At 59.7% G+C, this 24,998-nt stretch carries 27 protein-coding genes and 1 tRNA gene; 11 read left to right on the top strand and 17 right to left on the bottom strand.

The features are described from left to right. Positions 1 to 4 precede the first annotated feature (4 nt). The 7 genes from RBA95_RS09640 to RBA95_RS09610 form a co-directional block, all read right to left on the bottom strand. The gene (locus RBA95_RS09640) at positions 5 to 553 is read right to left on the bottom strand and encodes a heme NO-binding domain-containing protein (RefSeq protein WP_306016632.1); all 549 of its coding nucleotides are present in this window, start codon (positions 551 to 553) and stop codon (positions 5 to 7) included. Positions 554 to 702: 149 nt separating this feature from the next. Next, complete coding sequence (gene clpX, locus RBA95_RS09635; RefSeq protein ID WP_306016631.1) at positions 703 to 1,977, bottom strand: ATP-dependent Clp protease ATP-binding subunit ClpX; 1,275 nt, start codon at positions 1,975 to 1,977, stop codon at positions 703 to 705. A gap of 243 nt (positions 1,978 to 2,220) precedes the next feature. Next, entirely contained in the window at positions 2,221 to 2,844 is a 624-nt protein-coding gene (locus tag RBA95_RS09630; protein ID WP_306016630.1) for an ATP-dependent Clp protease proteolytic subunit, read from the bottom strand. 181 nt (positions 2,845 to 3,025) lie between these two features. Next, positions 3,026 to 4,456, bottom strand: coding sequence for a trigger factor (tig, locus tag RBA95_RS09625; protein ID WP_306016629.1), 1,431 nt, complete (start codon positions 4,454 to 4,456; stop codon positions 3,026 to 3,028). A 214-nt stretch (positions 4,457 to 4,670) separates the two neighbouring features. Further along, a complete protein-coding gene (locus RBA95_RS09620; RefSeq protein ID WP_306016628.1) occupies positions 4,671 to 8,699 on the bottom strand; it encodes a translocation/assembly module TamB domain-containing protein in 4,029 nt (1,342 codons plus the stop codon). Further along, a complete protein-coding gene (locus RBA95_RS09615) occupies positions 8,699 to 10,402 on the bottom strand; it encodes an autotransporter assembly complex family protein (RefSeq protein WP_306016627.1) in 1,704 nt (567 codons plus the stop codon). Before RBA95_RS09615 ends, RBA95_RS09620 begins: the two co-directional genes overlap by 1 nt. A gap of 109 nt (positions 10,403 to 10,511) precedes the next feature. Next, the gene (locus RBA95_RS09610; protein ID WP_306016626.1) at positions 10,512 to 10,682 is read right to left on the bottom strand and encodes a hypothetical protein; all 171 of its coding nucleotides are present in this window, start codon (positions 10,680 to 10,682) and stop codon (positions 10,512 to 10,514) included. Between the two features lie 98 nt (positions 10,683 to 10,780). Here RBA95_RS09610 and RBA95_RS09605 point away from each other — a divergent pair, with 98 nt between their 5' ends. After that, a complete protein-coding gene (locus RBA95_RS09605) occupies positions 10,781 to 12,076 on the top strand; it encodes an ATP-grasp domain-containing protein (RefSeq protein ID WP_306016625.1) in 1,296 nt (431 codons plus the stop codon). Further along, on the top strand, positions 12,073 to 12,750 hold the full coding sequence (locus tag RBA95_RS09600) for a gamma-glutamyl-gamma-aminobutyrate hydrolase family protein (protein ID WP_306016624.1): 678 nt from the start codon (positions 12,073 to 12,075) through the stop codon (positions 12,748 to 12,750). The genes RBA95_RS09605 and RBA95_RS09600 overlap by 4 nt, the downstream gene beginning before the upstream one ends. Before the next feature lie 48 nt (positions 12,751 to 12,798). On the opposite strand, the gene RBA95_RS09595 is transcribed toward RBA95_RS09600, so the two are convergent. From RBA95_RS09595 to RBA95_RS09580, 4 genes are read right to left on the bottom strand one after another with little or no spacing between them, the layout of a single operon-like run. Beyond that, positions 12,799 to 12,936 carry an entericidin A/B family lipoprotein gene (locus RBA95_RS09595; RefSeq protein ID WP_306016623.1) on the bottom strand — a complete coding sequence of 46 codons (138 nt, stop codon included), beginning with the start codon at positions 12,934 to 12,936 and terminating at the stop codon, positions 12,799 to 12,801. Positions 12,937 to 12,994: 58 nt separating this feature from the next. Beyond that, positions 12,995 to 14,698: a sensor histidine kinase gene (locus tag RBA95_RS09590; RefSeq protein WP_306016622.1), complete on the bottom strand. Its 1,704-nt coding sequence runs from the start codon at positions 14,696 to 14,698 to the stop codon at positions 12,995 to 12,997. 1 nt (position 14,699) lies between these two features. Further along, on the bottom strand, positions 14,700 to 15,338 hold the full coding sequence (locus RBA95_RS09585; protein ID WP_371933603.1) for a sigma-70 family RNA polymerase sigma factor: 639 nt from the start codon (positions 15,336 to 15,338) through the stop codon (positions 14,700 to 14,702). Then, entirely contained in the window at positions 15,319 to 15,531 is a 213-nt protein-coding gene (locus RBA95_RS09580; protein WP_306016663.1) for a NepR family anti-sigma factor, read from the bottom strand. Before RBA95_RS09580 ends, RBA95_RS09585 begins: the two co-directional genes overlap by 20 nt. 169 nt (positions 15,532 to 15,700) lie before the next feature. Here RBA95_RS09580 and RBA95_RS09575 point away from each other — a divergent pair, with 169 nt between their 5' ends. After that, complete coding sequence (locus RBA95_RS09575) at positions 15,701 to 16,474, top strand: response regulator (RefSeq protein WP_306016620.1); 774 nt, start codon at positions 15,701 to 15,703, stop codon at positions 16,472 to 16,474. Between the two features lie 201 nt (positions 16,475 to 16,675). After that, the gene (locus RBA95_RS09570; protein ID WP_306016619.1) at positions 16,676 to 17,401 is read left to right on the top strand and encodes a PRC-barrel domain-containing protein; all 726 of its coding nucleotides are present in this window, start codon (positions 16,676 to 16,678) and stop codon (positions 17,399 to 17,401) included. A gap of 432 nt (positions 17,402 to 17,833) precedes the next feature. Here the strand turns inward: RBA95_RS09570 and RBA95_RS09565 are convergent, their stop codons facing one another. The 5 genes from RBA95_RS09565 to RBA95_RS09545 all read right to left on the bottom strand — a co-directional run bounded on the left by RBA95_RS09565 (position 17,834) and on the right by RBA95_RS09545 (position 19,816). Continuing rightward, the gene (locus tag RBA95_RS09565) at positions 17,834 to 18,637 is read right to left on the bottom strand and encodes a formate/nitrite transporter family protein (protein WP_306016618.1); all 804 of its coding nucleotides are present in this window, start codon (positions 18,635 to 18,637) and stop codon (positions 17,834 to 17,836) included. An 11-nt stretch (positions 18,638 to 18,648) separates the two neighbouring features. After that, on the bottom strand, positions 18,649 to 19,011 hold the full coding sequence (locus RBA95_RS09560) for a hypothetical protein (RefSeq protein ID WP_306016617.1): 363 nt from the start codon (positions 19,009 to 19,011) through the stop codon (positions 18,649 to 18,651). Positions 19,012 to 19,021: 10 nt separating this feature from the next. Further along, positions 19,022 to 19,306 carry a hypothetical protein gene (locus RBA95_RS09555; protein WP_306016616.1) on the bottom strand — a complete coding sequence of 95 codons (285 nt, stop codon included), beginning with the start codon at positions 19,304 to 19,306 and terminating at the stop codon, positions 19,022 to 19,024. Positions 19,307 to 19,349: 43 nt separating this feature from the next. Beyond that, positions 19,350 to 19,571 carry a hypothetical protein gene (locus RBA95_RS09550; RefSeq protein ID WP_306016615.1) on the bottom strand — a complete coding sequence of 74 codons (222 nt, stop codon included), beginning with the start codon at positions 19,569 to 19,571 and terminating at the stop codon, positions 19,350 to 19,352. Positions 19,572 to 19,642: 71 nt separating this feature from the next. After that, positions 19,643 to 19,816, bottom strand: coding sequence for a DUF1328 family protein (locus tag RBA95_RS09545; protein WP_306016614.1), 174 nt, complete (start codon positions 19,814 to 19,816; stop codon positions 19,643 to 19,645). A 257-nt stretch (positions 19,817 to 20,073) separates the two neighbouring features. Here RBA95_RS09545 and RBA95_RS09540 point away from each other — a divergent pair, with 257 nt between their 5' ends. From RBA95_RS09540 to RBA95_RS09515, 6 genes are all read left to right on the top strand, one after another. After that, positions 20,074 to 20,583, top strand: a complete 510-nt coding sequence (locus RBA95_RS09540; RefSeq protein ID WP_306016613.1) for a Dps family protein — start codon at positions 20,074 to 20,076, stop codon at positions 20,581 to 20,583. A 58-nt stretch (positions 20,584 to 20,641) separates the two neighbouring features. Next, a complete protein-coding gene (locus RBA95_RS09535; RefSeq protein ID WP_306016612.1) occupies positions 20,642 to 21,832 on the top strand; it encodes a mechanosensitive ion channel family protein in 1,191 nt (396 codons plus the stop codon). Then, positions 21,829 to 22,095: a Rho termination factor N-terminal domain-containing protein gene (locus RBA95_RS09530; protein WP_306016611.1), complete on the top strand. Its 267-nt coding sequence runs from the start codon at positions 21,829 to 21,831 to the stop codon at positions 22,093 to 22,095. The genes RBA95_RS09535 and RBA95_RS09530 overlap by 4 nt, the downstream gene beginning before the upstream one ends. Positions 22,096 to 22,184: 89 nt before the next feature. Beyond that, positions 22,185 to 22,739, top strand: coding sequence for a hypothetical protein (locus tag RBA95_RS09525; RefSeq protein ID WP_306016610.1), 555 nt, complete (start codon positions 22,185 to 22,187; stop codon positions 22,737 to 22,739). Positions 22,740 to 22,920: 181 nt separating this feature from the next. Continuing rightward, positions 22,921 to 23,628, top strand: coding sequence for a hypothetical protein (locus tag RBA95_RS09520; RefSeq protein WP_306016609.1), 708 nt, complete (start codon positions 22,921 to 22,923; stop codon positions 23,626 to 23,628). A 23-nt stretch (positions 23,629 to 23,651) separates the two neighbouring features. Continuing rightward, positions 23,652 to 23,843 carry a YqaE/Pmp3 family membrane protein gene (locus RBA95_RS09515; protein ID WP_306016608.1) on the top strand — a complete coding sequence of 64 codons (192 nt, stop codon included), beginning with the start codon at positions 23,652 to 23,654 and terminating at the stop codon, positions 23,841 to 23,843. A 273-nt stretch (positions 23,844 to 24,116) separates the two neighbouring features. On the opposite strand, the gene RBA95_RS09510 is transcribed toward RBA95_RS09515, so the two are convergent. Further along, positions 24,117 to 24,201 (bottom strand) — tRNA-Leu (locus tag RBA95_RS09510). 155 nt (positions 24,202 to 24,356) lie between these two features. On the opposite strand from RBA95_RS09510, the gene RBA95_RS09505 reads away from it, so the two are divergent. After that, positions 24,357 to 24,983, top strand: a complete 627-nt coding sequence (locus tag RBA95_RS09505; protein ID WP_306016607.1) for a methyltransferase domain-containing protein — start codon at positions 24,357 to 24,359, stop codon at positions 24,981 to 24,983. Positions 24,984 to 24,998 lie beyond the last annotated feature (15 nt).

Below are 24,998 nucleotides of genomic sequence, written 5' to 3'. Positions count from 1 at the left end.
CAGGTCACTCCTGCAGCCGGATGGTGAAGCTGGCCCTTGCATCCGACACCGCAGGCGTCTCGTCCTGTGTGAGTTCGATCGCTTGTCCGGTTTGCTCGGACAGGCCGCGGACGAGACCCATGACCATGGATTCCAGCCCTTCGCGATCACTGAAATAGCGCAGAGAGAAAACGTTCTCCGCCAACTCGACGAAATCAAATGAGGGCGGCTTGAGATGCGGCATGGACAGCTTGATGCGCTCATGCAGCTCATTCAGGCCATCCAGACGCTCGAGGAGGTCATTGCCGCCAAAGCGGAGCAATTGTCCGATCGCGGTTTGCCCCGAATAGTCGACCCAAAATGTTCCGAACACCTCCAGAACCTGAGATGCCGGCATGTCGTATTTGGCCGAAATCGTTTTCACGAGATCGTAAGTCACTGCGTCGGGATAGGTCGCCATCGCCTCGAACTCGTCATCTGACAATCCGACGGACTGACAGATTTCAGACCAGTCCCGCTGGCCGAAATACTCAACGATGAAGGCCCGCACCCCCTGATTGACCATTCCATACATGGCCGCCAGCTCTCCCATCTGTTCAAAGACAGGATTTCGCGTCGAGCATAACAAACCGTGACACAGCTGTGCGGCCCACCGTGGTCACAAAAAAGGCCGGAGCTTCACGCTCCGGCCTTTGTTTCGATCAATGCGGCAAGTCTGCGAGATCAGGCGCCCTGTTTCGGGGTCGCCGCTTCGCCCTTGGACTTGGCGTAGATGTAAAGCGGGGTCGCATCGCCGGTCACAACCTCGGCGTTGACCACGACCTCTTCGACGCCTTCAAGGCTGGGCAGATCAAACATGGTGTCGAGCAGAATGCCCTCCATGATCGACCGCAGGCCGCGCGCGCCGGTCTTGCGGGCGATGGCCTTGTCGGCGATGGCGGTCAGCGCGTCCTCGGTGAAAGAGAGGCCCACGCCTTCCATCTCGAACAGGCGCTGGTACTGCTTGACCAGCGCGTTCTTCGGCTCGGTCAGGATCTGAACCAGGGCTGCAACGTCGAGATCTTCCAAGGTCGCGATCACAGGCAGACGGCCAACGAATTCGGGGATCAGACCAAACTTGGTCAGATCGTCCGGCTCCACCTCGGCTAGCACTTCACCCTGACGGCGGGCGTCCGGATCGCGCACATCGGCGCCAAAGCCGACGGCGGAGCCTTTGCCGCGCTGGGAGATGATGCCTTCAAGGCCGGCGAATGCGCCGCCCACGATGAACAGGATATTGGTGGTGTCCACCTGCAGGAATTCCTGCTGGGGATGCTTGCGGCCACCCTGGGGCGGAACCGAAGCCACCGTGCCTTCCATGATCTTCAGAAGCGCCTGCTGCACGCCCTCGCCCGACACGTCGCGCGTTATGGACGGATTGTCGGATTTGCGGCTGATCTTGTCGATTTCGTCGATATAGACGATGCCGCGCTGGGCGCGCTCGACATTGTAGTCCGCCGCCTGCAGCAGCTTGAGAACGATGTTCTCCACGTCCTCGCCCACATAACCGGCTTCGGTCAGCGTGGTGGCGTCGGCCATGGTGAAGGGCACGTCCAGGATCCGCGCCAGCGTCTGGGCCAGCAGCGTCTTGCCGCAACCGGTCGGCCCGATCAGCAGGATGTTGGACTTGGACAGCTCCACCTCGCCGTTCTGGCCGGCATGGTTGAGACGCTTGTAGTGATTGTGCACCGCAACCGAGAGCACGCGCTTGGCCTTGGCCTGGCCAATGACATAGTCCTGCAGGACCTGAAAGATTTCCTGCGGGCTGGGCACGCCCTCATTGGATTTCACAAGCGAGGTCTTGTTCTCCTCGCGGATGATGTCCATGCACAGCTCAACGCACTCATCGCAGATGAATACGGTCGGTCCTGCGATCAGCTTGCGGACCTCATGCTGGCTCTTGCCGCAGAAGGAGCAATACAGAGTGCTCTTTCCGTCGCCTGTGGTCGCCTTGGTCATGGCTGCTCCCGTCGGTCCCGCTGTGCGCCGTAGCGCGGTTGGTTCGCTGTGGCCTTTAAGGTCACTTCATAGCTCAAAGTGACTCGACCCGTTCCTGCAAGATCAAGGCCGGACCTTAGCGAAACGTTTCCATAGCGCATGTGATCACAGCCAGAGGGGTTGGATCAAGCATGCAAAACCGCGCTGACCCGGTCTGGCGCAGCGCGGCTCACATGCTCAGAACTGAGACAGACCTGACCGAAATCAGGACGCTTCAGCCCCGCCGCGCTTTTCGTAAACATGGTCGATGAGGCCGAATTCCTTGGCTTCATTCGCATCCATGTAGAAGTCCCGGTCCAGGGTTTTCTCGACTTTTTCAAGCGGCTGGCCGGTGTGCTTGACGTAAATCTCGTTCATGCGGCGCTTGATCTTGAGGATGTCCTCGCCGTGACGCTCGATATCGGCGGCCGTGCCGCGGAAACCGCCGGACGGCTGGTGCAGCATGATGCGCGCATTGGGCGTGGCGAAGCGCATGTCCTTGTCGCCCGCCGCCAGCAGCAGCGAGCCCATGGACGCCGCCATGCCGATGCAGGCCGTGGCGACCGGCGAGCTGATGTACTGCATGGTGTCATAGATCGCGAGACCCGCGCTGACCGAACCGCCAGGCGAGTTGATGTACATGGCGATTTCCTTGTTCGGGTTTTCCGACTCAAGAAACAGAAGCTGGGCCACCATCAGGCTGGCCATATGGTCTTCGATCGGGCCTGTGACGAAAACGATGCGTTCCTTCAGCAGGCGCGAATAGATGTCGTAGGCGCGTTCGCCCCGCGCACTTTGCTCGACCACCATGGGAACGAGGTTCATCATCACATCCTGCGGCTCACGCATAGCCAGCTCCTCAAGGAAAGCAGTGTTCGTCTAGGTCGGCCCGATATGGCCATGGACCCGCACTGTGACAAGCCGCGCGGCTGCGCGCAAACCCTCAAATGCACAAGGCCCGGGCCTTTTCCCTCTCAGGCGAGAAGAAAACGACCCGGGCCTTCATGGTCCCGATCGGGTTAAGGCTGGATTAGTCCTCGTCGGACTTGGCTGCCTTTTTCTTCGGAGCCGCCTTTTTCTTCGCCGGAGCCTTTTTCTTGGCGGGCTTTTTCTCTTCAGCGGCCGGCGCTTCATCGTCTTCAGCGAACAGCGCTTCGCGATCGATCTCCTGATCGGTCACTTCGGCCAGTTCGAGAATATAATCGACGACCTTTTCTTCATAGATCGGCGCGCGCAGGGCCTGAATGGCGCCCGGATTCTTCTGGTAGAACTCGACGACTTCACGTTCGCGGCCCTGAAAGCGTTGCGCTTCCTGGTTCACGGCGCGCGCCAGCTCTTCCTGGGTGACGTCCACATTGGCCTTGCGGCCGATTTCCGCCAGCACCAGGCCCAGACGCACGCGGCGCTCGGCGATCTTGCGATAGTCAGCCTTGAGCTCGTCCTCAGACTTGCCCTTGTCTTCATCGTCAAGCTGGTCGTTTTCGATGGCGTTCTGAACTTCACGCCAGATCTGCTCGAATTCCTGATCGACCATCTTGGCCGGCAGCTCGACCGCGTCGTGCGCCGAATCAAGTTCGTCCAGCAAGGAGCGCTTGACCTTCATGCGAGACGCCTGGGCGTGCTCGCTTTCAAAGCGCTTGGACAGGGCGTCTTTCAGGGATTCCAGATCGGACAGGCCCAGGCGCTCAGCCAGGGAATCATCGATCTGAGTCTCGCCCGGAGCCTGGACTTCCTTCACCTCGGTGGCGAAGACCGCGTCCTTACCCGCCAGGTGTTCGGCCTGGTATTGCTCGGGGAAAGTCACTTTGACCTCGACCTTGTCGCCCGCCTTGGCGCCGACGAGCTGGTCTTCAAAGCCGGGGATGAACTGGCCCGAACCGATCACCAGTTCAGCGCCCTCAGCGGCGCCGCCCTGGAATTCCTCACCGTCGATGGAGCCGACAAAGTCGATGACGAGCTTGTCGCCCTCAACAGCCTTGCCCTTCTTCTCTTCGTAAGAGACGGCCTGCTTGGCCAGCTCTTCGAGCGCTTCGTCGATCTGCTCGTCCGCAACGCTTGCGACCGGACGGGTCAGCTTGAGGGTCTTGGGATCGACGGTGTCGAATTCCGGCATGATCTCGAGGCTGATCTCGAAAGAGAAGTCCGAGCCGTTTTTCAGAACGTCTTCAGGCTCCGACTTCACATCAACGGCCGGCTGGGACGCCGGACGGATGTTGCGCTCGTCCAGGGTTTCCTGGGTGGCTTGCGGCACCAGCTCCTGAAGGATGTCGCCCATGATCGAGGCGCCAAACATCTTGCGGATGTGATTGGCGGGCACCTTGCCCGGGCGGAAGCCTTTCAGGCGCACTTCAGGACGGATCTCTTCGATCTTGGCGGTCAGTTTGGCTTCGAGCTCCGACGCGGGCACGACAACCTCAAACGTGCGCGAGAGCCCTTCAGCGGATTTTTCAACTACGTTCATCTTGGCGAGGCCTTGTTAGAAAGCGGTCGCCGCCATGCACGGACGCGCAATGCACGCCGGCGGCGGCCGGGAATGAGCGCGCGTTATGTCATGCAGAATTTGCAGACGCAACGCCCAGCGGCGGTGAATATATGCAGTCCGGCGCCCCGGTCAGTAAAAACCGGAGCGGCGCGAAGAGGCAGATCATGCCTTATCAGCATTATACCTGCTCAACTCAATCAAAACTTCTGCGCCAGCTCAGTGAGATTTCATTGTTCGAATCCCCGCTGACCTCCGACGCCAGCACAAGGGACGGGTTAAGACGCCATTCGATCCGGGCCGAACCCAGCGCCTGCCCCACCCCGGATTCGAGCTCCAGATAGACATCTTCGGTCAGCTGACGCCCACCGAGCACGGTAATGGCGCCGTCTGCGTTCTGCCGCACATCAAGCCGGTCCACGCCCAAGGTGGCGCGCACATCCGCCATCGCGTCCATCCAGCCCGCCCCTGACAGTTGCGCCGCCAGTTGGGACGCCTGCAGCGCACTGAGGTCGGACACGCCGGATCCGAACAAAAGGCGAGAGAGAATTTCATCTTCGGGCAGGCTGGGCGTGCTTTCAAAATGCACTTCCGGCGCCCGCACCGAACCTTCGACACGCCCGATGACGGTAAGGTCGTCCGCTTCGTGACGCGCCTCAATCGCCAGACGGGTCTGCGCCACAGGGCCATCAAACGTCACCCGGCCCGAAACCAGGTTGAACTGAGCTGTCAGGAGCGAAGCCTGTCCGGAGATGAGATTGGCCTGACCCGACAGCCGCGGTTGTTGCGCAGATCCGGTCACGTGAACATCAGCGGACCATTCCGAGCTGAAGGCCCGGCTTGAAACCATCAAGCGGTCATCCGCACGCAATTGATAATCAAGCTCGATCCGGACAGGCCGTCGATAAGCCCGGTCCAGTACGTCGGGGCGGTTCACCTCTTCCACCTCGATCTGGGGTATGGAATTGCCGCCGCCACCGCTCGGACGCACGTCCAGACGCTGGATGTCGGCCTCGCCCGTCACCGTGACCACGCGTTGCTCCAGGGTGAACTCTGCAAAACCGCTCGCGCCGCCAGACAGCTCGGGGCGATCCACCAGATACAGCTGATTGAGCTCGATGCGCCCTTCCCCTTCGAGCCCTTCGGACGTAGCGCGAAACTCAGCCCGGGCAGAGGCGCCGCTTTTCCCGCCTTCGCCAATCTGCATGCTTTCAATGATCAAGGCGCCATCACGCCAGGCGCCATCGGCTCGGATGGGTTCGAACGCACGACCTGCAATGGCGGACTGCAGGGCCCCATCGCGAAACCGGACCTGTCCCGATGAATCGAGCCCATCGATCTCGGCCTCCACGGACAGCACGCCGCGCAGGATTTCACCTTCAGGCATGTAGAGCGCCGCCAGAACGCCGACATCGCCATTGACGCCCAATGTCCCGCGCCAATCAGGCTCAAGCAGTGACCCAAGTCCCGTAACAGCGCCTTCGCGGTTCAGGTCCAGACGTATCTCAAGGTCTGTATCATTGAACGCGCCCGACAGGTCCGCGCGGTCTCCGGTCAGTTCAAGGCGTAGTTCGCCATCGAGCGCCCCCAGCGCGGGTTCGGCCGCCGAGGACAGACCTGAAACGCCCAGCACCGACTGCCCCGACCATGCGCCGCCTTGCCGAGTGAACTCACCGTCCAGAGCCAGCTCCCCCTCCGCCTGGGGCAAGCTCAACAAGCCCATAACGAGATCTGCCGGGATGGCGCGAAGATCATAGGAGAGTTCTGTGAATTCCCCGTTGTGACGGTAATCCAGGTCCAGCCCCGCGCCATCCAGAGCAAGCCCGGTACGAGCGGTCAGTTCACCGCCGGCATAGGCGATTTCCAGCGGCTGCGGGGATGTCAGCGTTCTCTCTGTCAGCTCTCCCGCGAAATCCAACGAGGCCTGGAGCCCGTCATCGCCATAGGAGACGGGGCCGCCAACAGACACGGTGAAGGGCTCTGTCACCGCGCCATCGGCATTCAGCTCAAACGTCATGGCCTCCACGGGCCCGGACAGGCGCATATTCGCCGCGTTCAACGTCACGCCGGACATGCGATAGCTCTCCAGGCGGGCGGCCAAGTCGACACGGCCGTCCATCAAGGCGTCTCTTGCAGCGTTATATTCCACAGAGGCGGACCAGAGCTGGATCGCGCCGTCCTGGCGGGCCGCGAAATCAACAATCAGCGCCTCAGCGTCCAATCGCGCTTCACCCTCCACAGCGATGTCGGCGAACCGGCCTGATTGGACGCCCACACGCCCCGCGCCATCGGCCCAGCTTATATCACCCGCCATATTCAGGGTGCGGTCAGAGGTTTGCGCATCAAAGCGCCATTCGCCCCCCAATCCGCCTTCGACCTGAGGGTTGATTTCAATACGCAGCACGGGGTCCGACACAACGGTTCCGCTGATCGACAAGGTGTCGGCCTGGGCCTGGAGCCGGGCGGCAAGTCCGACTTCAGACTGCTCGAGAGAGGCTGCACCGGCCACAACACCGGACAATCCGCCCACTCCAAGGCCTTCTGCATCGAGTGCGTAATCGATCTGGCCCTGCCATGTGCGCTCTGGCTCGGGACGAAGGATTTCGCCCGTCAGACGCAGATAGTCGCTTTCCAGATCCAGATCCGAGACGGCGACGCCGTCGGCGAAATCCACTCGCCCCTCACCGCTGAGTCCCGTTGCGAGGGTGTAGGGCGCCGCCTCTCCGGTCAGCTCCTCGCCATCCACGTAAAGCATGAGGCCGGAGACACCGCCTTCCCCCCTCACAGTGACCGGACCGCTCAGCCCCTCCTGCACCCGGCCCGCATCATCAAGATTCAGCGCGAAGCGTCCGTCGAAATCCAGAGGATCCAGTGTGACATCGCCTGAGCCTTCCAGCGCCAGGCCAGTCGATTTCGCCCGAAAACGATCAAAGCGAAGTCTCTGATTAGAGCGCTCATACAAACCAGCAGCGGAATACTCGACGGTCTCTCCCAATAGAGCGCCGGCGCGCGCACTTGACCAACGCGCCTCTTCCCCGTCACCTGACAAGTCAAACAGGATACGCTCACCCTCGCGCCCCAGAGTGAAGTTGATGCTCATGGCCTCAAGCTGCAGCTGAGGATGAGAAACCGTTTCCAGCTGCACATCACCCGCCACCCAGCGCTCGTCATTGTCCGGTTCGACTTGGGCGTCAAAACGCGCCGAGCTGACCTCGATCGCTACGGGGAGAACCAGCGCAAGCCCGTCCTCGTTCAGGGTCCCGGATATGTAGAGCACTGCGTCGTCCGAGCGGATCAGCGTGACTTGTCCCGCCTCACTGGTCACCCGCACCTGGCCGCTCTTGGGCTCAATTGCGCCTTGCCCCGTCACTGCGCCATTCTGCAGGAGCGCACGGACGGTTTCCGGCAAGTCGGGCCAGGCTTCGGCGTCTGTGTCGGCGTCAAGGCTCCAGCTCCCGCCATCCCAACGCCCTCGCCCCTCCAGGCCAGCGCGGTCCGCGATCATGAGCACGAAGTCCGCAGCGCCGGCGTCAGCATCTCCCGAAACCTCAGCATTCAGGGTCAATCCGCGGCCTTGCGCGTAGGCAAGCTGGGCCAGCGGGCTGTCGGCCTCAATCTCTGCAGAGAGCCGCCCTTCGATCACACCCTGCGGGCTTCGTGTGAACTCTCCGCTCAGACGGTCGGAAGCGCCATCGGTCCGCACGACTTCGATGGTCGCGCTTTGCCCCTGTTGCGCGTCACTGGCCAGGGACGCCCGCGCCTGCAGCGCCGCACGTTCTCCCAATACCGGCTCAGCCAACACGAGTTCAGCAATCCGCAGCGCGTTTAGCCGCAGGCCCGGTCCGCCACCACTCCCCGAGGACGGCTCGCGTTCGAGCTCTGGCCGACGCAGCATCTCGATATGAGCGGCCTCGACCGCCTCGATCCTCACCGCCGAGCCCAGAAGCGATCGGGCGCGCCAACGGACATGCAGCCCTTCCGCCTCCAGCCAGACTCCCTGATCATCCGAGAGCGTCAGGCGGCGTATCGTGAAATCGGACAGCACATCGCCTTCCAGGCCCGACAGCTTCACTCTGCCGACGGCGCTGATCTCACGGTCGTCCACGAAGTGAGTGACCAGGGCGCGGCCCGGCCCCTGCGTCAGACTGAACAGCCCGGCCGCCAGCAACAGCACCAGGCCCGCCAAAGCGAAGGCGACATATTTGAAAACGGTTGAAGCGCGCATCAGAACGCCTCTCCCAGTCCGATATAGACCTGGATGTCCGCATCACCGGTGTTGGCGTCGAGCGGCGTCGCCACATCAAACCGGACCGGCGCGAAATCGAGATAATACCGCACACCCAGGCCGACAGCGCTTCTGACCGCGCCAAAATCCGGCGTCTCGTCACGTCCGGCCGCAGCCGAATCCACAAACAGAACTCCGCCCCAGCGCCGGGACTGGCGCCACCGCAGTTCAACGCTGGATTCTACAATGGAACGCCCCCCGACCAGATCGCCCTGCGCATTGCGCGGCGATAGCGACTGGTACTCATAGCCCCGGGCCGAGCCGCCCCCACCCGCGAAAAATCGTTGCTCCGGCGGCAGGGATTCCAGAGGAGCGCCAATCAGCCCACCTGCCCGCAAACGGCCGGCGATGATCAGAGATGACGTCAAACGCTGATAGGTCCGCCCTTCAGCGACTGTCCGGAAATAGGTGGAAGTCGCATCACCCGCCAGCACCGTGGGCGACACCTCCATGGACACCAGATGCCCCTGGCTGGGCGCAATCGCGCTATCGCGCTGGTCCCAAACAGCACCCAGAGACACCGAACCGGTATAAACGTTGAGATCCAGCGTCGCATTTTCACTGTGAGAGACGCTGAGATCACTGCCCAAGGATACAGTCAGGGCGTCCGTGATTGGCCTTGATACGCGTGCGCCCACACCGGCCTCGACAAGGTCATACGCATCAGTCTCTTCGCGTTCAGCCCGCGCTTCCAGCGTCAGGGCCTGGCCCAGACGTCGCCAGTGCGGCGCCGTCAGTTCGACCTGCAGACCGCTTTGCACCGTCGCAAGGTTGAGATTGATATCCAGGGTTTCATCACCGCCGAAGAGGTTGCGTCTTTCATAGGCTCCGCTCACCCCGCCACCTTCACTGGTGGACAGGCTGAACCCGGCTTCCGCCACGTGACGCGGAGCGGGTGACGGAGACACCCTGACAGCGCGCCGTTGCGGACCATCAGCCTCATCTGGCGCTTCGAGCGTTACGGCTGCGCTAGACATGCTTTGCAGAGCTTCAAGGCGGCTTTCAAAACTGCGCATTTGTGACGCGCTGACCCGTTCACCGGGTTGAAACGGCGCGAGACGGCGTATGAATGTCTCTCGCCAACGCCCTGATTCAAGGACGATATCTCCATAGAGGCTTTCAGCGCCCGGCGCGTACACAAAAACGGCGTCACCGCTCGCATCGGCATGATCCACCGTGATAGTGCGATCTTCCAGTTGAGCGTCCGGCCAACCAGAATTGCGCAACGCCCTCAAAGCCTCGGTCTCCGCATTGAGAACAGCTTCCGCACGGACGGGGTCGCCCACCTCGATCGGAAGCGCCTGGCGGGCCACGGAGCGCGCATCGGACTGACCACCTGTCTGCACGCTCACAGCCGTGAAGTGGAAACGCTCACCCGCCGTTACCTGATACACCGGCGCGTCTTCGCTCTGATCCACGATCACCCTTGCGGTATAATACCCCTCAGAGCGCAGATAACGTACGAGCTGTTCCGAACTGGCGCGCGTGTTCGTGGCCCCGGCCTTGGTCCTCTCATCAATGAGAGATTGAAGCGCATTCTGCAGCGCCGGGTCTTCGGACTCCGTCAGATTCACGCTTTGCCCATGGGCAGAGGCGGTCAGGGTCAAACCCGCCAGAAGCAAAAGCGCCCGGAGCCCGATCATCTGCAAATCAGTCCACCTTAAATCAAGAATAAGAGCGGCGAAGCCTGCGCCTCGCCGCTTTATCGCTTCATTCGCCTCAAAACATGGCCAAAAAACAACCGGCCTGTCATCACTTGGCTTTGAGCTCTCCGGTTTCAAAGCGTATTTCGCCGTCACCGAATTGTATCTCTACCGTATCCGATTGAGATTCCTGCCATATCAGCGTCGCCAGCGTAGCTATCAGCACAAGAATTATGGCGATCCCTATGAGGACGACAGGGCTTGGTTTTTGGTGTTTCATCTCCTGCTCCATGGCATCTTGGCCATGCAACGCAGGCCGGGATCAAAAAGTTCCTGAATTAATTGGGAACTTTTCGATCGTTCCTTCGTTTGTCGCGCATGAAAACAATTGCATTGATTACCTATGGTCGCAGCCTGATGGCGCTGACAATGGCGGAATCCGTACACTCGCTCGTCGATCGAGTCGTCGGAGTGGACACCATCAAGCTCACCGCTTTGTCCTTCTCGAAATATTGCGATGAGACGCGCACCGTCTGCGAGCCCTCTGACGAAGAGCGCTATGCTCGCGATCTCGCAGAAATCTGTCGAGATTTTCCAGAAGACACAGTGCTGGTCCTGCCCGGCTTTGAAGACATGGAGCCGCTGGCGCGTCACCGGGACCTTTTACCTGCCAACGCCAAGCTGGCTGCGCCCGAACAAAGCTCGATCGAGCAGGTTACGCCCAAGCACCATTTCGCCGATCTCGTGGAAGAGCACGGGATCAACGCCCCTCAGACCAAAGTCTTCATGGATGAGGAGCAAGCCCGCGACGGCCTTTCAATGGAATTCCCCGTGCTCATGAAACCGAGCCGAGGCGCTGGCGGGCGCGGCATTTCCAAGGTCGAGGATGAGACTGCCTATGACCGTTATCTGAAGGACCATGCCGAGCAGTATCCCTTGTTGGCTCAATCGCTCGCAAATGGTGAGGATTATTGCGTCAGCGCCCTGGCTCATGACGGCGACGTGCTGGTCATGTCGGCTTATACCAATCTGGAAAACCAACCGCGTGAAGCAGGCGCAGGCGTCGTACGCAAAACCGTCAGCACCGCGCCCTTTGAGGATGATATTCGCAAGATCGCAAAGGCGACGAACTGGACCGGCGTTTTCGAGACCGATTTCATGTGGAATGGCGAAGAAGGTGATGCGCCCGCCGTCATCGAGGTCAATGCCCGCTTCTGGGCGGGGCTGCGTCATTCTACGCTGAGCGGCGTGGATTACGCCCGGCTTCTGGCTGAACTCACCCTGTATGGGGAGCTGAAGACCACGCCAGGAGAACCGGAGATCGGGTATTGCTCCCAGGTGCCGCTCGCCTGGATCCCTTCGGCCGTAGACGGCGCTTTCAGTGAAAGCGACTACGCCCAGCAATTGTCCGAGAGCTGGGAGCGGCTCAAGCAATCAAAGGGCTTCAGCCTCAAGAGTTTCGGACGTCTGCTTGCATCCTTGTCGGACGCCAAGGCCGCAAAGGAAGCGCTTGAAGATGTCACCCATCGGGTCATGGACCGCTCGACACTGGACGTGGATTTATTGGCCAAGGATGACCCTGCGGCAGCGCTGGGCGCGTTGTTCATCGTCTCCCACCTTGTGAAGTATGGCGAACTGCCGCCTGAAGTGAGCTTTGACTCCGTTGGCTCATGACCCGCCCGGTGATCGCATACGTGACCGCCCCCGAGGGCGACTGGATGTTGTCCACGCTGGTGCATGCCGTCATCTGGATGAGCGGCGGCAAGCCCAAACGCCTGCGCCACGAACCTGACAATGCAACGCGTCAATTTGACGGCCTGATCCTGATGGGCGGGCTGGATATTCACCCCAGCCAGTATGACGCCAGCATTGAAGTGGAAAGCCAGTTTGATCCGGACCGGGACCGTCTCGAAATCACTTGGCTACAACACGCCCGAGATCACGATACTCCCGTCATGGGCGTGTGCCGTGGCCTTCAAATGCTCAATGTATTCTATGGCGGCGATTTACATCAGCAGCTCGACCCGGTCCTGACAGAAAACTGGCCAAACGGCCCAGTTGGTTACACCTTCTTTCGAAAGCCGGTCGAGCTCACGGGCGACAGTTTCCTCAGGGACGTCTTCGGTCCCGCTGACACAGTCCGCGTCAACAGCCTGCACAGGCGAGCTGTCCGCAAGATCGCCCCGGACTTTCATGCGACTGCCTGCGGAGAACGCGGCGGCGTCCAGGCCATTGAGGCTGACCATGCGCCCTTGAGATTCGGCGTGCAGTTTCACCCTGAGCTTTTGGTTTACAGAGCCGATATGAGACGCCTGTTCAGACGCTTTATCCAGCACTGCTCAAACTAGAACGGCCCCGTCCTGAGACGGGGCCGCTTCATGTGAGGGAGGAAGACCTTAGCTGCGGTTTTCCTCAGCCGTATCTTCAATCGCATCACCAGCTTCTTCAATGTCCTGACCGGCGCCGGCAATGGTGTTGCAGCCTGCCAGGATCAGGGTGGACACGGCCAGAGCGCAAAGCATGACGTATTTCATAATAGCCTCCTCGTTTCAGGGTCCTTATGAAACGATCCAGTTCGAGACTGGTTCCGGCTCAATCCGTCTTTTCTTGACGCACCTGAAGAACGAAATCCGTACCGCCTTCAGCGTTGGACTCCGACCAGGTTTCGCCGTCCACCTGCATGGCGAAGGCTTCCATCAATGACGACCCCGTACCGTGCGAGGCAGTCTCGGTCATGCCGCTGCCATTATCGCTAACCCGCAAGGTCAGGTCCTCCGCCGAGCTGGCTTTCAGGGACACCAGAACACGTCCGCTGGTTTGATCCTTGAAGGCATGTTTGTAGGCGTTCGTGACGGCTTCGGTGACAAACAGCGCGATAGGCACGGCCGCATCAGGCTCGAAGGACACCTCATCGCATTCCGCCTGCACGCTGATGGAACGCGCTCCATCATCACTCACCTGCTGCAGGTTCATGCATAGCTCGGTAAGAAAGCCTGGCATGTGAACCGCTCTAAGGTCGTCAGCTTCGTACAGGCTGCGGTGTACCAGTGAGAGCGCGTTGATGCGCCGACGCGCTTCCATGAGAGCCATGCGGCCCTCGCCATCCGCCATGCGTCCAGCTTGCAGATTCAGCAAGCTGACGATGATTTGCAGATTGTTCTTCACCCGGTGGTGGATTTCACGCAGCAACGCGCCACGCTGTTCAAGGGAGGACTCAAGCTCACTGTGTTGTTCCTCCAGAGACGCGGCCATTTCACCCATGGTTTCAGCCAGCCCCCGGATCTCGCGAGGCGCATTCCGGGCGCGTACGGGGACAACATCCAGCCGGCCGCTACCGTATACAGCAGCAATGCGGCGCAAATAGCCCAGCCAGCGTAGAACATAGTGGTCCACAGCCAGCCAGACACTGGCCAGCGCCAAGGCGTACATCAACAAGGGCACAAGAAAGGTCGCGGCGACCGAGATCAGCCCCCATTGCGCAGTCGGAGATGGCGATACCAGAAGCAGCGCCAGTTCATGGTCCACAAGCGGGGCCAGGACAGCAGGCGTTTCCCGCCCGTCAATGGTCACCTGCATGGGCTCAGGTCGGTCAACCTCAAGAACTCGCAGGAGCAGCTCTTGCTCCAAATCGATTGCGACAGGCTTGAGAATGCGGGCCGTATCGACCTCACGCGCCTGGTCAGGCGTTACGAGCAAGACCTTGCTGCCTTCGGCCGTCGCATTGTCGATCAGGATACGTGACGCCTGCAGCACATCGATTGCTGCGGCAGCCGCGCCCCTGAATTCATCCTGATTTCCAAGGCGGGATGCGACCACCAGAATAGGACGCCGCGACACCTGACCGAGCATGACGCCAGACACTGACCGTTGAGAGCCGGTTTCAAGAGTTTGGAACCAGCCCTCCGTGCTCATGTCGAGACTGCGCGCATCATCAAGCGCCGAACAGATGATCTCTCCACTCGGATTCGTGAGAGCAATATTGGTCAGAACATCGTCGCCCTCGGAAATCTGGGCCATGGCGTTGGCGCAGCCGCCGGGGGCGCTCATGAAGGCGAACCCGCGAGTGGACACGGCGTCGATCACGCCTTGTGCCCGAGAAATCGATTTATTGAGTTCTGATGCTGCAAGAGCGCCCAGAATGACCATTCGATCACGCTGGACCCGTTGTTCCTCGCGCGCTTCACCCCATGTCTGCGCCATCGCGACTAACAAGAGTGGAAAGAGCGCCACAGCCAGGACCAGAGCGAGTACGAAACGCAATCGCCCGGTCATTTCACCGCCCGGTCTGAACGGCATGCTAACGCGCCTGCTCAGCTAGGTCGCTGACCTGATCGAGGAGGGTGTCCACCGCATCAGAAGCGGCCACACCGTCGGAATTGGCTTTGGCGGCAGGGCCAGCTTTCATGATGCCCTCCAACGCCAGACGAGCGCGTGAGACCCGGCTTTTCACCGTGCCTATTGCGCATTCACAGATTTCGGCGGCTTCCTCATAGGAATACCCACCTGCGCCGACCAGTATCAACGCCTCGCGCTGATCTTCCGGCAACTCCGCCAGCCCGCGACGCAGTTCATCGAGCGCGACAATCTGTTCCTGGTTGTCAACGGCGGGAAGCGTGCGTTCAGCCAACTCCTGGTCCCACTCAGCCTGTCGCCATGACCGTCGTTTGTCGGAATAAAATTGGTTGCGCACGATCGTGAGCACCCAAGCCCGGAAATTGGTCCCGGCCTTGAATTTGTCGCGTGCGGACCACGCTTTCATCATGGCGTCTTGCGCCAAGTCGTCAGCGCTGGCGGCCTCGCCGGTCAGGCTTCTCGCGAAAGCGCGCATATGGGGGATAGCCTCGGTCAGCTCCTGGCGGAACTGGGACTGAGACATCATTTCGGACGGCGATAAGCCGGCAGATTCAGATCCGACCTTACTCACGGGCGCCACCATCATTCTCGCCGCGCTTGGCTTCGCCTTCCTCAAGTCGGTCCAGCAGATCGGCAAAGTCGTCCGGCACGCCCTCGTCCAGCACGGAATCAAACATGTGCCGTAAGCCTTGGCCTATATTTTCTTGTTGCTTCCGCGTCCGCTGCACAATGGACGGATCGGGCGCGTTGCGCGCGCCATTCTTGCCCTCAGACATTGCCATTCTATGTCGCCATTCTCATGTCATTTCATACTGGCCCTAAAGGCCGATCTGTCTGTGAAACGTCCCTGAGCTGATCCGGTTCCGATAAAAATGCATTTTTTTGGGAACCCTTTCTCATATTGCCCGTTTGGACGGTGACACTGTTTTTTGGGGAGAGCCCACAATGAGTTTTGTTCAAGCAATTCGCGCACACATTCCATACTTGCGTCGATATGCCAGGATCCTGACCGGATCCCAGCAAAGCGGCGACGCCCATGTGCGCGCATGTCTTGAAGCCGCCGTCGAAGGCAATGAAGAGCTAGGTCAGGACCTGTCTCCCCAAGTGGCCCTGTTCCAGCTCTTTCATGCGTGCTGGAGCCCGGATCTTGATACCAGTTCCACTGATGAGGAATCGAGCCCGCTCTCTCATGTGACGCCCAAGGCGCGCCAGGTGATGCTGCTGACTTCGGTGGAAGGTTTTTCCATCGAAGATGTCGCGCACATCCTGCGGATTGATGACAGTGAAGCCCAAAGCCTTCTGGTCTCCGCTCAACAGGAACTCAATGCCGGCCTCGCGACCCGGGTCATGATCATCGAGGACGAGCCGGTGATCGCGCTCGACTTGCGCGCCATTGTGGAGAATGCAGGCCATAGCGTCACCGGCGTTGCTCGCACGCGTGATCAAGCTGTAGCGCTGGCCCAGAAATCACCGCCCGGACTGGTGCTGGCAGATATCCAACTGGCCGATAACAGTTCCGGCATTGATGCGGTGAAGGACATTCTGGACGAGATGAATGTGCCCGTGATCTTCATCACCGCCTATCCCGAACGTCTGCTGACAGGTGAGAAGCCGGAACCCACCTACCTTGTGACCAAACCCTTCATGCCGGAAACGGTGTCGGCCACCATCAGCCAGGCCCTGTTTTTCTTCGAGAAGAAACCCGTCGCGGCCGAATAAACCTAGCCACAACAAGACTACAAAAGGGCGTCGTGAATATTCACGACGCCCTTTTTGCATGGATGAAGCGCGATGATGGGCGCGCAAGTTTCTGCCTCAATATATTCACAGAATAGCCGCCGATTAACTTGGAACGGCACCTCGATAACAACGTTTCTTAATTGCGTTCGACTTGATCGCTAGCAATGAAGGAGACAAGTTATGTTGAATAAGCTGATGCTGAGCACCTCGATCGCTCTGATGTCCACCGCCGCTCTGGCGACTGCACAAGCCCAAGAGGCTGAGATGCACACGGAAATGACAACCGGCGCCGAAGCCGAGATGGCGTCTCACAAGGTCAAAGCCTCAAACGTTGTGGGTGCTGACTTGGAGTATGCTGACGGCGCGTCCGCGATCACCGACATCCGTATGACTGACGCAGGCGATCCCGAAGCGCTCGTCATTTCCCGCGGTGGTTTTCTGGGACTGTTTGACGAGGAGGTCGCAGTCTCAACCGTCGCTGCAAGCATCTCACACGATGAAGACGGCGAACTCGTCGTCACCGCTTCGCTGACCGACGAGCAGCTTGAGGACGCCGAGGCCATCCAGGATAGCCCATTCGTGGTGTCCATCGAGGATCAGCGTGAGGACGGCGAGCTGTTCTACAGTGACCTGACCGGCGCTGCGATCATGAATGATGCCGGCGAAACCATCGCCCATCTCGAGGACGTGAAGTTCACGCTCGAGGGCGACACGGAATACGCCATCATTCGCGACGGCGGCTTCCTCGGCCTGGGTGGCGAAGTTGGCGTCGTCGACTTTGATGAACTGGATCTGGCCTACAGCGCCGAAAGCGGCTGGACGGTCACTTCCGACATGACGGCCGAGGATGTGCGCGTCATGGAAGATACGCCGGTCAACACCGGGGCCTATCTGGACGGCCGCTAAAATCTGAGGGGCATGACCAACCCCAAAGCCTGGGGGCGCGCTACGGCGCGCCCCCTTTTTTGCGCCTGTCTCGCAGCACATTGATCCGCTCGAGAAACGTCCCGCTTCATGGCTCCCCAACACCAGACGCCTTGATAAAGGCAAGCGACAGCTGTCGCCCTCTCCCGCTGGCCGTCAGCGCGGGCGGCGTCATCTCTCATCGGATGCTGACTTGTCCGTCACGACCGTGAGCCTGCGCGCAAGGCGGACCGCCTGACCATCCGGGCACGCATAATGAAGCCGCCCTCGATATCGAGAGCGGCTTCAAGAAAGGCTGCGGAAGGGGTCAGGGGGGAGGGTCAACCTCCGCAGCTTTGGTCGTAATACGCCCCGTGGGATTCGGGACAGCTAGGTAACGAACAGTCAGGCAGGAGGTTCCTGACAAATTCGCTTTTATTCGATTTCCTCGTGAACCTGCCCATAGGCCAGTCCAGCGAACAGCGCCGCCCCGCCCAGGGTGTTGCCGACCAGGACAGGCAGAATGAAAGCCAGGCCCTCGCCCAGCCCCCAGACCCCTGCGGCGATCAGGACGGTCGTCTCGACCGTGCCGGCCACGATATGCGGGAAGCCCCCTGCCCCTACGAGATAAGTCACGATGAAGACAGCACCCAGCTTTTCATAAGGCAGGCCCGGCAATGACCAGGCCATCAGGCCGATCAGGAAACCGGCCGGCAAGGCGGATATGAAATTGCCCAGGGCGTCACGGTGCGTGATATGCGAAGACGCCGTGACCATGGCGTCATAGAGATCTGGCTCTGTGACATGACTGAGCACGGCGCCGATCGCGACAGCCCCGACCAGATTGCCCACCAGGACAATCGCCCACAAGCGCCCCAATAGACGCACAGAACGCCAGCGGCGGTTCTTGGTGACGGGCAATACGGCGGTGAGCGTGTTCTCTGTGAACAGCTGCATCCGCGCCATGGCGATCAGCAGGAAACCGGCCGGATAGCCGACCGCAATGGCGAGCGCGCTCCAGGAAGCGTCGCCGACCGCCTTTGCGATCGCCCCCATTAGCAAGACAGAAGCCCCCATGGCGAGACCCGCCGTGAGGGCTGAGTAGAGGAGCGAGCTGGAAGGCCTGAGCAGCTCTTCCTTCCCGGTTTCAGCAATGACTGAGTAGAGCGTCTTGGAGGCAATTTCGCTGCGCGCCGCAAGGCGTTTGGCGCGCAGTTCGTGTTCTGTTTTTTTCGGCAAGGGCAGACCCTTTAATTGGAAAGCGCGAACTTGGACAAGGTTTCCATGGCCAGCTTCGGTTTACGCGCCAGAAGCGCACCAAACCCCATGAGGGTCGCGGTCGTTTGCAAAGGCTTCCGCTTCATGGCCAGCTCTACCAGCGCCAGGGGCGACGCCGTACTTGCGGACGATGTTGCAGGAGGCTCTTTGCGATTGGCTTTCCAAAGTAGGATGGCCGCAGCGATCGAACCCAGACAGGCATAAATAGCGCCAATCAGCGCACTTGCCACCCAAGGGGAGTACTGGACCGAGGCCCAGCTCCATCCCGCATGGGTGGCGAATATTGCGCCGATAATCGGGCCGATAAGCGCGATTGGTATCAGCAGTGCGTTCACGATACGCTCCCTAGCGACGCATCAGAAGCGCGCCGAGAAAGCCTGCGCCGATTGCAGCGCCGCAAGCGCCCAGCGGATTTTCGCGAATAAGTTCGCGAAGCTGGTCAGGGGCCTCTTCGGCTGTTTCAAGGCTGTCCTCAAGCGCGGAGCGACCGGCTTTGACGCCTTTTTCCCCGCCCTGTTGGACAACCTTGGACAGATCGCCCACCAGCTGGTTCATGTCCTCACGCAAGGAGTCCAGATCCGCCTTGAGTTCTTCAGTTGTAATTTCGGCTTTAGCAGGGCCACGGGCCATTTTGCTCTCCTTTTCTGAAGGTTGGTCGGGCGACGAAATTTGATTAGCGAGACGGTTCGTCCGTGGCGTCTTCAGCGGCTTCTTCAGCCTCGTCCACGGCTTCATCCATTTCTTCGCCAGCGTTCTCGAACGTGTCCTGGTTTTCACCCGTCACTTCTTCAACGGCTTCGTCCATGTCTTCGCCAGCGTTTTCAGCGGGACCATCCGAACAGGCGACAACGGTCAGCAGGAACGGGGCGGCGAACAGAGGTGCATACTTTTTCATAATGACAATCCTTTAGTGATTAGAAGTGCTTATCAGACGGGCATAGCCCGCCTGGCCTCGTCAGTGTTTGATCAGCGGGGCGCTCGGCCGCGCAGCGCACCGAACAGGAGCGACACGACGAACAGAACCAGGAAAACGAAGAACAGCACTTGCGCGATAGAGGCGGCGCCAGCTGCGATGCCGCCGAAGCCGAACAAGGCTGCGATCAGGGCGACGACGAAAAATCCAAGGGCCAGTCTCAGCATGGGTTAGCTCCGTGTGTTTCAATCAGGCCGACAACTAACGCTCCGCTTGGAAACAGGTTCCAGAAAAACCCAAGTGCATCATCAAATTTGGCGTGCATATATAAAGCATACTTTTTTCCATCTGATTGCAATTGCCAGCTCACTGCGGCTCTCCGAAGACGAGTATTCAGACAGGTTGCTGCTTTTATTCAGCCCATCACGGAACCGTATCGTCGCGAGGCGCGTTTATCCGTCTCGCAACAAGATGGAGATTGATTATGAGCAGCGCCGCTCTTGCTTCCAAAACCGTTCAATTCGATCAGAAAGCCGGCATTCAACCTGAAGACCGCTCAAAGATCGCGAGCGAGCTGGGCAAGGTCCTGGCCGACAGCTACATGCTCTTCATCAAGACACAGGGTGTGCACTGGAACGTTGTGGGCCCCACCTTCTACAGCCTGCACAAGCTCACCGAAGAGCACTACGAAAACCTCTACGGCGCGATTGATGAAATCGCCGAACGCATCCGCGCGCTCGGAGAGAAAGCGCCGGCGTCCTATCGCAAATATGGCGAACTGTCCGACATCGAGGATTACGACCTTGAACAGTCTGCCGAGAAGCATGTCAAAATGCTGATCGACGACCACCGGACCGCGGTGAAGTCGATGCGGGACGCCATTGAATGGTGCGAGGACAAGAAAGACTTCGTGACTGCTGACATGATGATTGAACGCATGGCCTGGCACGAAGAAGCGATCTGGATGCTCAACTCCATCATCGCTGAGAAGTAAGACCATTCAATCCGGAGAAGCGGGCTTTCGAGCCCGCTTTTTCGTATGGGGTAGCCTGATGAGCCAGACACCGGATTCCGCCGCGTCCGAAGCGCTGAACGCCATGGAAGACAATGTTCAGAGCGTTGTCGAACAAGGCCGAACGGCGTTCTCCGTGTTCATGGACTGGATTTCTGAAGACACCCAGGCTGTCACCCTGGCCTTGGCCATCACGCTGGGCGTGGCGGTCGCCGCAACTCTGGTAAAATGGGGCATATCCCTGCTGCGCCAGCGCGCGGACAAAACCAGTCTCGCCTATGTCTTTCTGGGGACCGCAGACCGTATGTCCGCCATGACCTTTCTGGTCATAGGCGCCGTCATCGGTCTGGGCGCAACTGGGGCGCCATCAACCGTTATTGACGCTGTGTGGTATGTTCTGGGCCTGATTGTCATCATTCAGGCGGCGGCGGTGATCCGCGGCATCCTGGTGGATATGGTTCAACGTCGCGCGCTCAAGCGGTCAGACACCCGCAGCGCGGTCTGGAACGGCATTGCCATCATCAAATGGGCGATCAGCACGTTTATCTGGTCCGCTGCACTTCTACTGGTTCTCGACAATGCGGGGGTGGATATCACCGCCCTCATCGCCGGTCTGGGCATTGGCGGCATCGCCATCGGTCTCGCGGCCCAGGGCCTGTTCAGCGACTTGTTCGCAGGTGTTTCCATCCTGTTCGATAAGCCCTTCAAACGTGACGACTTCATCGAGTTCGGCGACTACCTCGGCACGGTCAGCAAGATCGGACTGAAGACCACGCGCATACGTTCGCTGTCGGGCGAAGAAGTCATCATCCGCAACACCAATCTGCTGGATGAGACGATCCGCAATTACCAACGGCTCGAGGAACGGCGGTGGCGGTTCCGGATCGGCGTCACCTATCAGACGCCGGCGGATCAGCTTGAGCAGATCCCGGATTGGATCGAGACCATCGTCGATGAGACCGAACAGGTCCGGTTCGAACGCGCGCATTTTGCCGGATTTGGCGATAGCGCCCTGGAAATCGAGGTCGTCTGTCATGCCCAGAGCATGGAGTACATGATCTACATGGACGTTCGGCACAAAGTGAATATCGCGCTCGTACGCAAATTCGCTGAAGAGGGCGTCGAGTTCGCCTACCCCACACGCACGCTCATGCTCGCTCGCGATGACGGCTCGGTCATCGACCCCAGCCCGACTGACGCAGGCGACTCGCAAAAAGGAGAACCGTCATGACCAAGGATCATGGTCCATTCATCAAGGATGACGAAACATACCAGGCTTTGCGCGAAGAAGGCGCGTCCAAATCAAAGGCCGCCCGCGTCGCCAATGCGCAAGCCTCAGATGACCAGGACGCCTCGTCGAAGGGGGGCGAACATGCCCCCTATGAGGAATGGACCAAGGACGAGCTTTACGAACAGGCCCAGGATGTCGGGATCGAAGGGCGTTCCGAAATGAACAAGGATGAACTCATCAAGGCTTTGCGCGACGGTCAATAATCACGATCAATCTTCCTCTGCCTGCACTCAGTCGGGAACATCTTTTCTGTAAATGCGTTTCTGAATTGAGGCTGGACTAGGAGGACTGCATGTTTGTGACGACCGCAATGTTGCTGGCTATGCAAGGCGCACCGGTCACAGACGCGCGCCTCCCGCATCCTGCCCCCTCCACGAAAGCCATATTGCGCAGTTTTACGGAGCAGCTGCACGCCGAGTTCGGCGACGCCAGCCAGACCCGTTGGGCCGTGCCGTTGGGCGGGGAACATAGCCCGACTCTCATCCCGATTGTTTCGGCGCAGAGTGAAAGCCTGAACGACAGTGATGAATTGTCGACCTTGGGTTTCGGTCTGGAGCTTGAAACCAATCCGATCGCTTTCCGCTCCATTCGTCGGCTGAGTCTAATCGTCTCCTATGATCAGGAGACCGTGATCATGCGCCCGGGCGGCGGGGGCGTCAGCGCCCTGACGCGGGTCGCCGGAGAAGTCGGTGTGGCCGATGGCTTCGCAGGTATTGGCATGTCCATGAACGATAACGGCGCCATTACGGCAGGCTATATCCGCCAGGAGCGTGAAATTCGCTTCGGCGAGAATAGCTGGGAGGCGGAATCAAGCTTTGTCGGCCTCACATACCGTCAGGCTTGGTAAGCCCACCGCCCTTGAATTTCAAATGATTACCCTGCGAAGTCGCCGACTCTAACTATCGGCGGCCTTTGGCCTTTTTCGAGGCCGCCAACTTTTTTTCTCACAGGCATTTCACCCAAAACGGGAACCGGTCAGCTTGGGGAACGTTTTATTGGCAAGCCTGACAGCGAAGGAGGCCTGACCGATGAAGACCGCCATGATCCTGACTGCAGCTGCAGCGTTGGCCGGACTATCGGCAGGCGCCTTCACGCAGACGCCCCCGGCGAGCGAGACCCAATTCGTTCAGCAAACAGCCGATGGAAAGACCTATTATATGGCGTCTACCCTTCTGTCCTCACGTTTGATGCTTGAGGACGGCCAGGTCCAGATCAAGGACCTTTTGCTCGATGAGACCGGCAATCTCCAGGCTGTGGTGGTGAACAACCCCCACTTTCTGAGTGGAGACGCGGCCATTGCTGCCGATCTGGTCTATCGCGCTGGCGGACCCGGTCGCCAAACATTGCGCGCGGACTTTGACAGCACCGATTTCGAATTGCTCAGTCAAGGGGCTGGCTATCGTCCAATCGGGCTGGGTTGGGCGAGTGAATATGACAACGCTCGATCCGTGAACGCCATGATGGGCACGCCCATCTCCGTCAGCGCATCTTCAGAAGCGATTGCGGTTGGAGATGTCGAGATCAGCGTGGGCGGAGCTGTGATGGCCGTTCATTTTGAATCTCAAGGATGGGCGGCGTTTGACACGCTTGAGGGACGTCTCCCCGTGAGCACGCTCCAGTTCGATCATGACCAGCCAGACGGCTGGACGGTCGCCGCCAATGTCAATGACGCCCAACTGGATGCGTTGGCCGGACGGGATACCGCCCTCTTCCTGAGCGCCGCGTCAGCCTCGTAAATTTTTGAGTAAAGGAGACGATTATGAGTTCGCAACAAGCAACCGCGACCGGTGGTGATGTGCTTCGCATTCTGCTGGCCATCCTGCTGCCCCCGCTCGGGGTGTTCTTCCAGGTCGGCCTGGGCCTTCATTTCTGGCTCAACATTCTTCTGACCCTGTTCGGGTATGTGCCGGGCATCATCCACGCCGTCTGGATCATCGCCACCCGCCGCTAGGCCATAAACCGCATTCGGGCGCTGGAACACTCCCCATTCCAGCGCCCGAATTGTATCTGGGTGCAACTCAGGAAAACCGTGCCCGATAGGCTGGCGCACGCAACCGCGCGCCTACTACGCTACAATGATCGACCGATCGGAGTGCGGGGGTCATGAGAGAAATGGTTGCGCACAAGCAGACCAATCTCGAACCGGAACGGTTCGCAAGGCGAACAGCCGCCCGCAGCGACAGCGAGGAGCGAAAGCCCGGACGGGCTTGAAGATCAGGTATAATGGTGCGGGTGAGAAGACTCGAACTTCCACGTCATAAGACACTGGAACCTAAATCCAGCGCGTCTACCAATTCCGCCACACCCGCACGAGAAGGCAGGTGGCAGAATTAGCGTCAGGCGCAAGCCAAGGTCAATCAGGCTATGCCGTTCAGGGCTAGGCTGAGTGCCTTCTGCGCAGAGGTGTGGACGAAACGCTCCGGCGCGCCATCATGAAGGCTTGCATATGCAAGGCGAGCTGATCATGACCCATTCCGAACCCGACACGCCCCGTTCTGAAGATCGCAGCGGCATGGATTGGGAAGCGCGGTTTCAAGCTGAGGATGCGCCCTGGGAGCGCCACGACGTGCACCCTGCAGCAATCGACTGGGTCAACGCGGACGTGCTCAAGAGCGGCCAAAGCGTCCTGATGCCCGGATGCGGGCGCAGTGAGGAGCCCGCTTTCCTGGCGCGACAAGGGCTTGAAGTGACCGCAACCGATATCGCCCCCAGCGCCATCCGCTGGCAGCTGGAGCGTTTCCAATCAGAAAAGGTGAAAGCGCGCGCCATTGAGACAGACGCCCTCGCCTGGCGCCCGGAGACCGGTTTTGATGCGATCTACGAGCAGACCTTCCTGTGCGCCATCCATCCCAAGCGCCGGGAGGATTATGAAGCCATGGCGCATGCCAGCCTGAAGCCTGGCGGCGGACTGTTGGCGTTGTTCATGCAGAAAGACAAATGGGGCGGGCCGCCATACGGATGCAGCCTTGAGGCCATGACAGCCCTGTTTCCGGATACGCGCTGGATCTGGCCTGAAAGCGAACCGCGCGTCTACCCGCATCCCGGCCTGAACGACAAGGCCGAGCTGGCCGTGGTCCTGATACGGCGATAAAGCGCCGCTAGCGGA

Source organism: Oceanicaulis sp. MMSF_3324, assembly GCF_030733545.1.
Taxonomy (GTDB): domain Bacteria; phylum Pseudomonadota; class Alphaproteobacteria; order Caulobacterales; family Maricaulaceae; genus Oceanicaulis.
The sequence above is the reverse complement of the archived record's forward strand: the minus strand, read 5'-3'. Positions and strand labels throughout refer to the sequence as shown.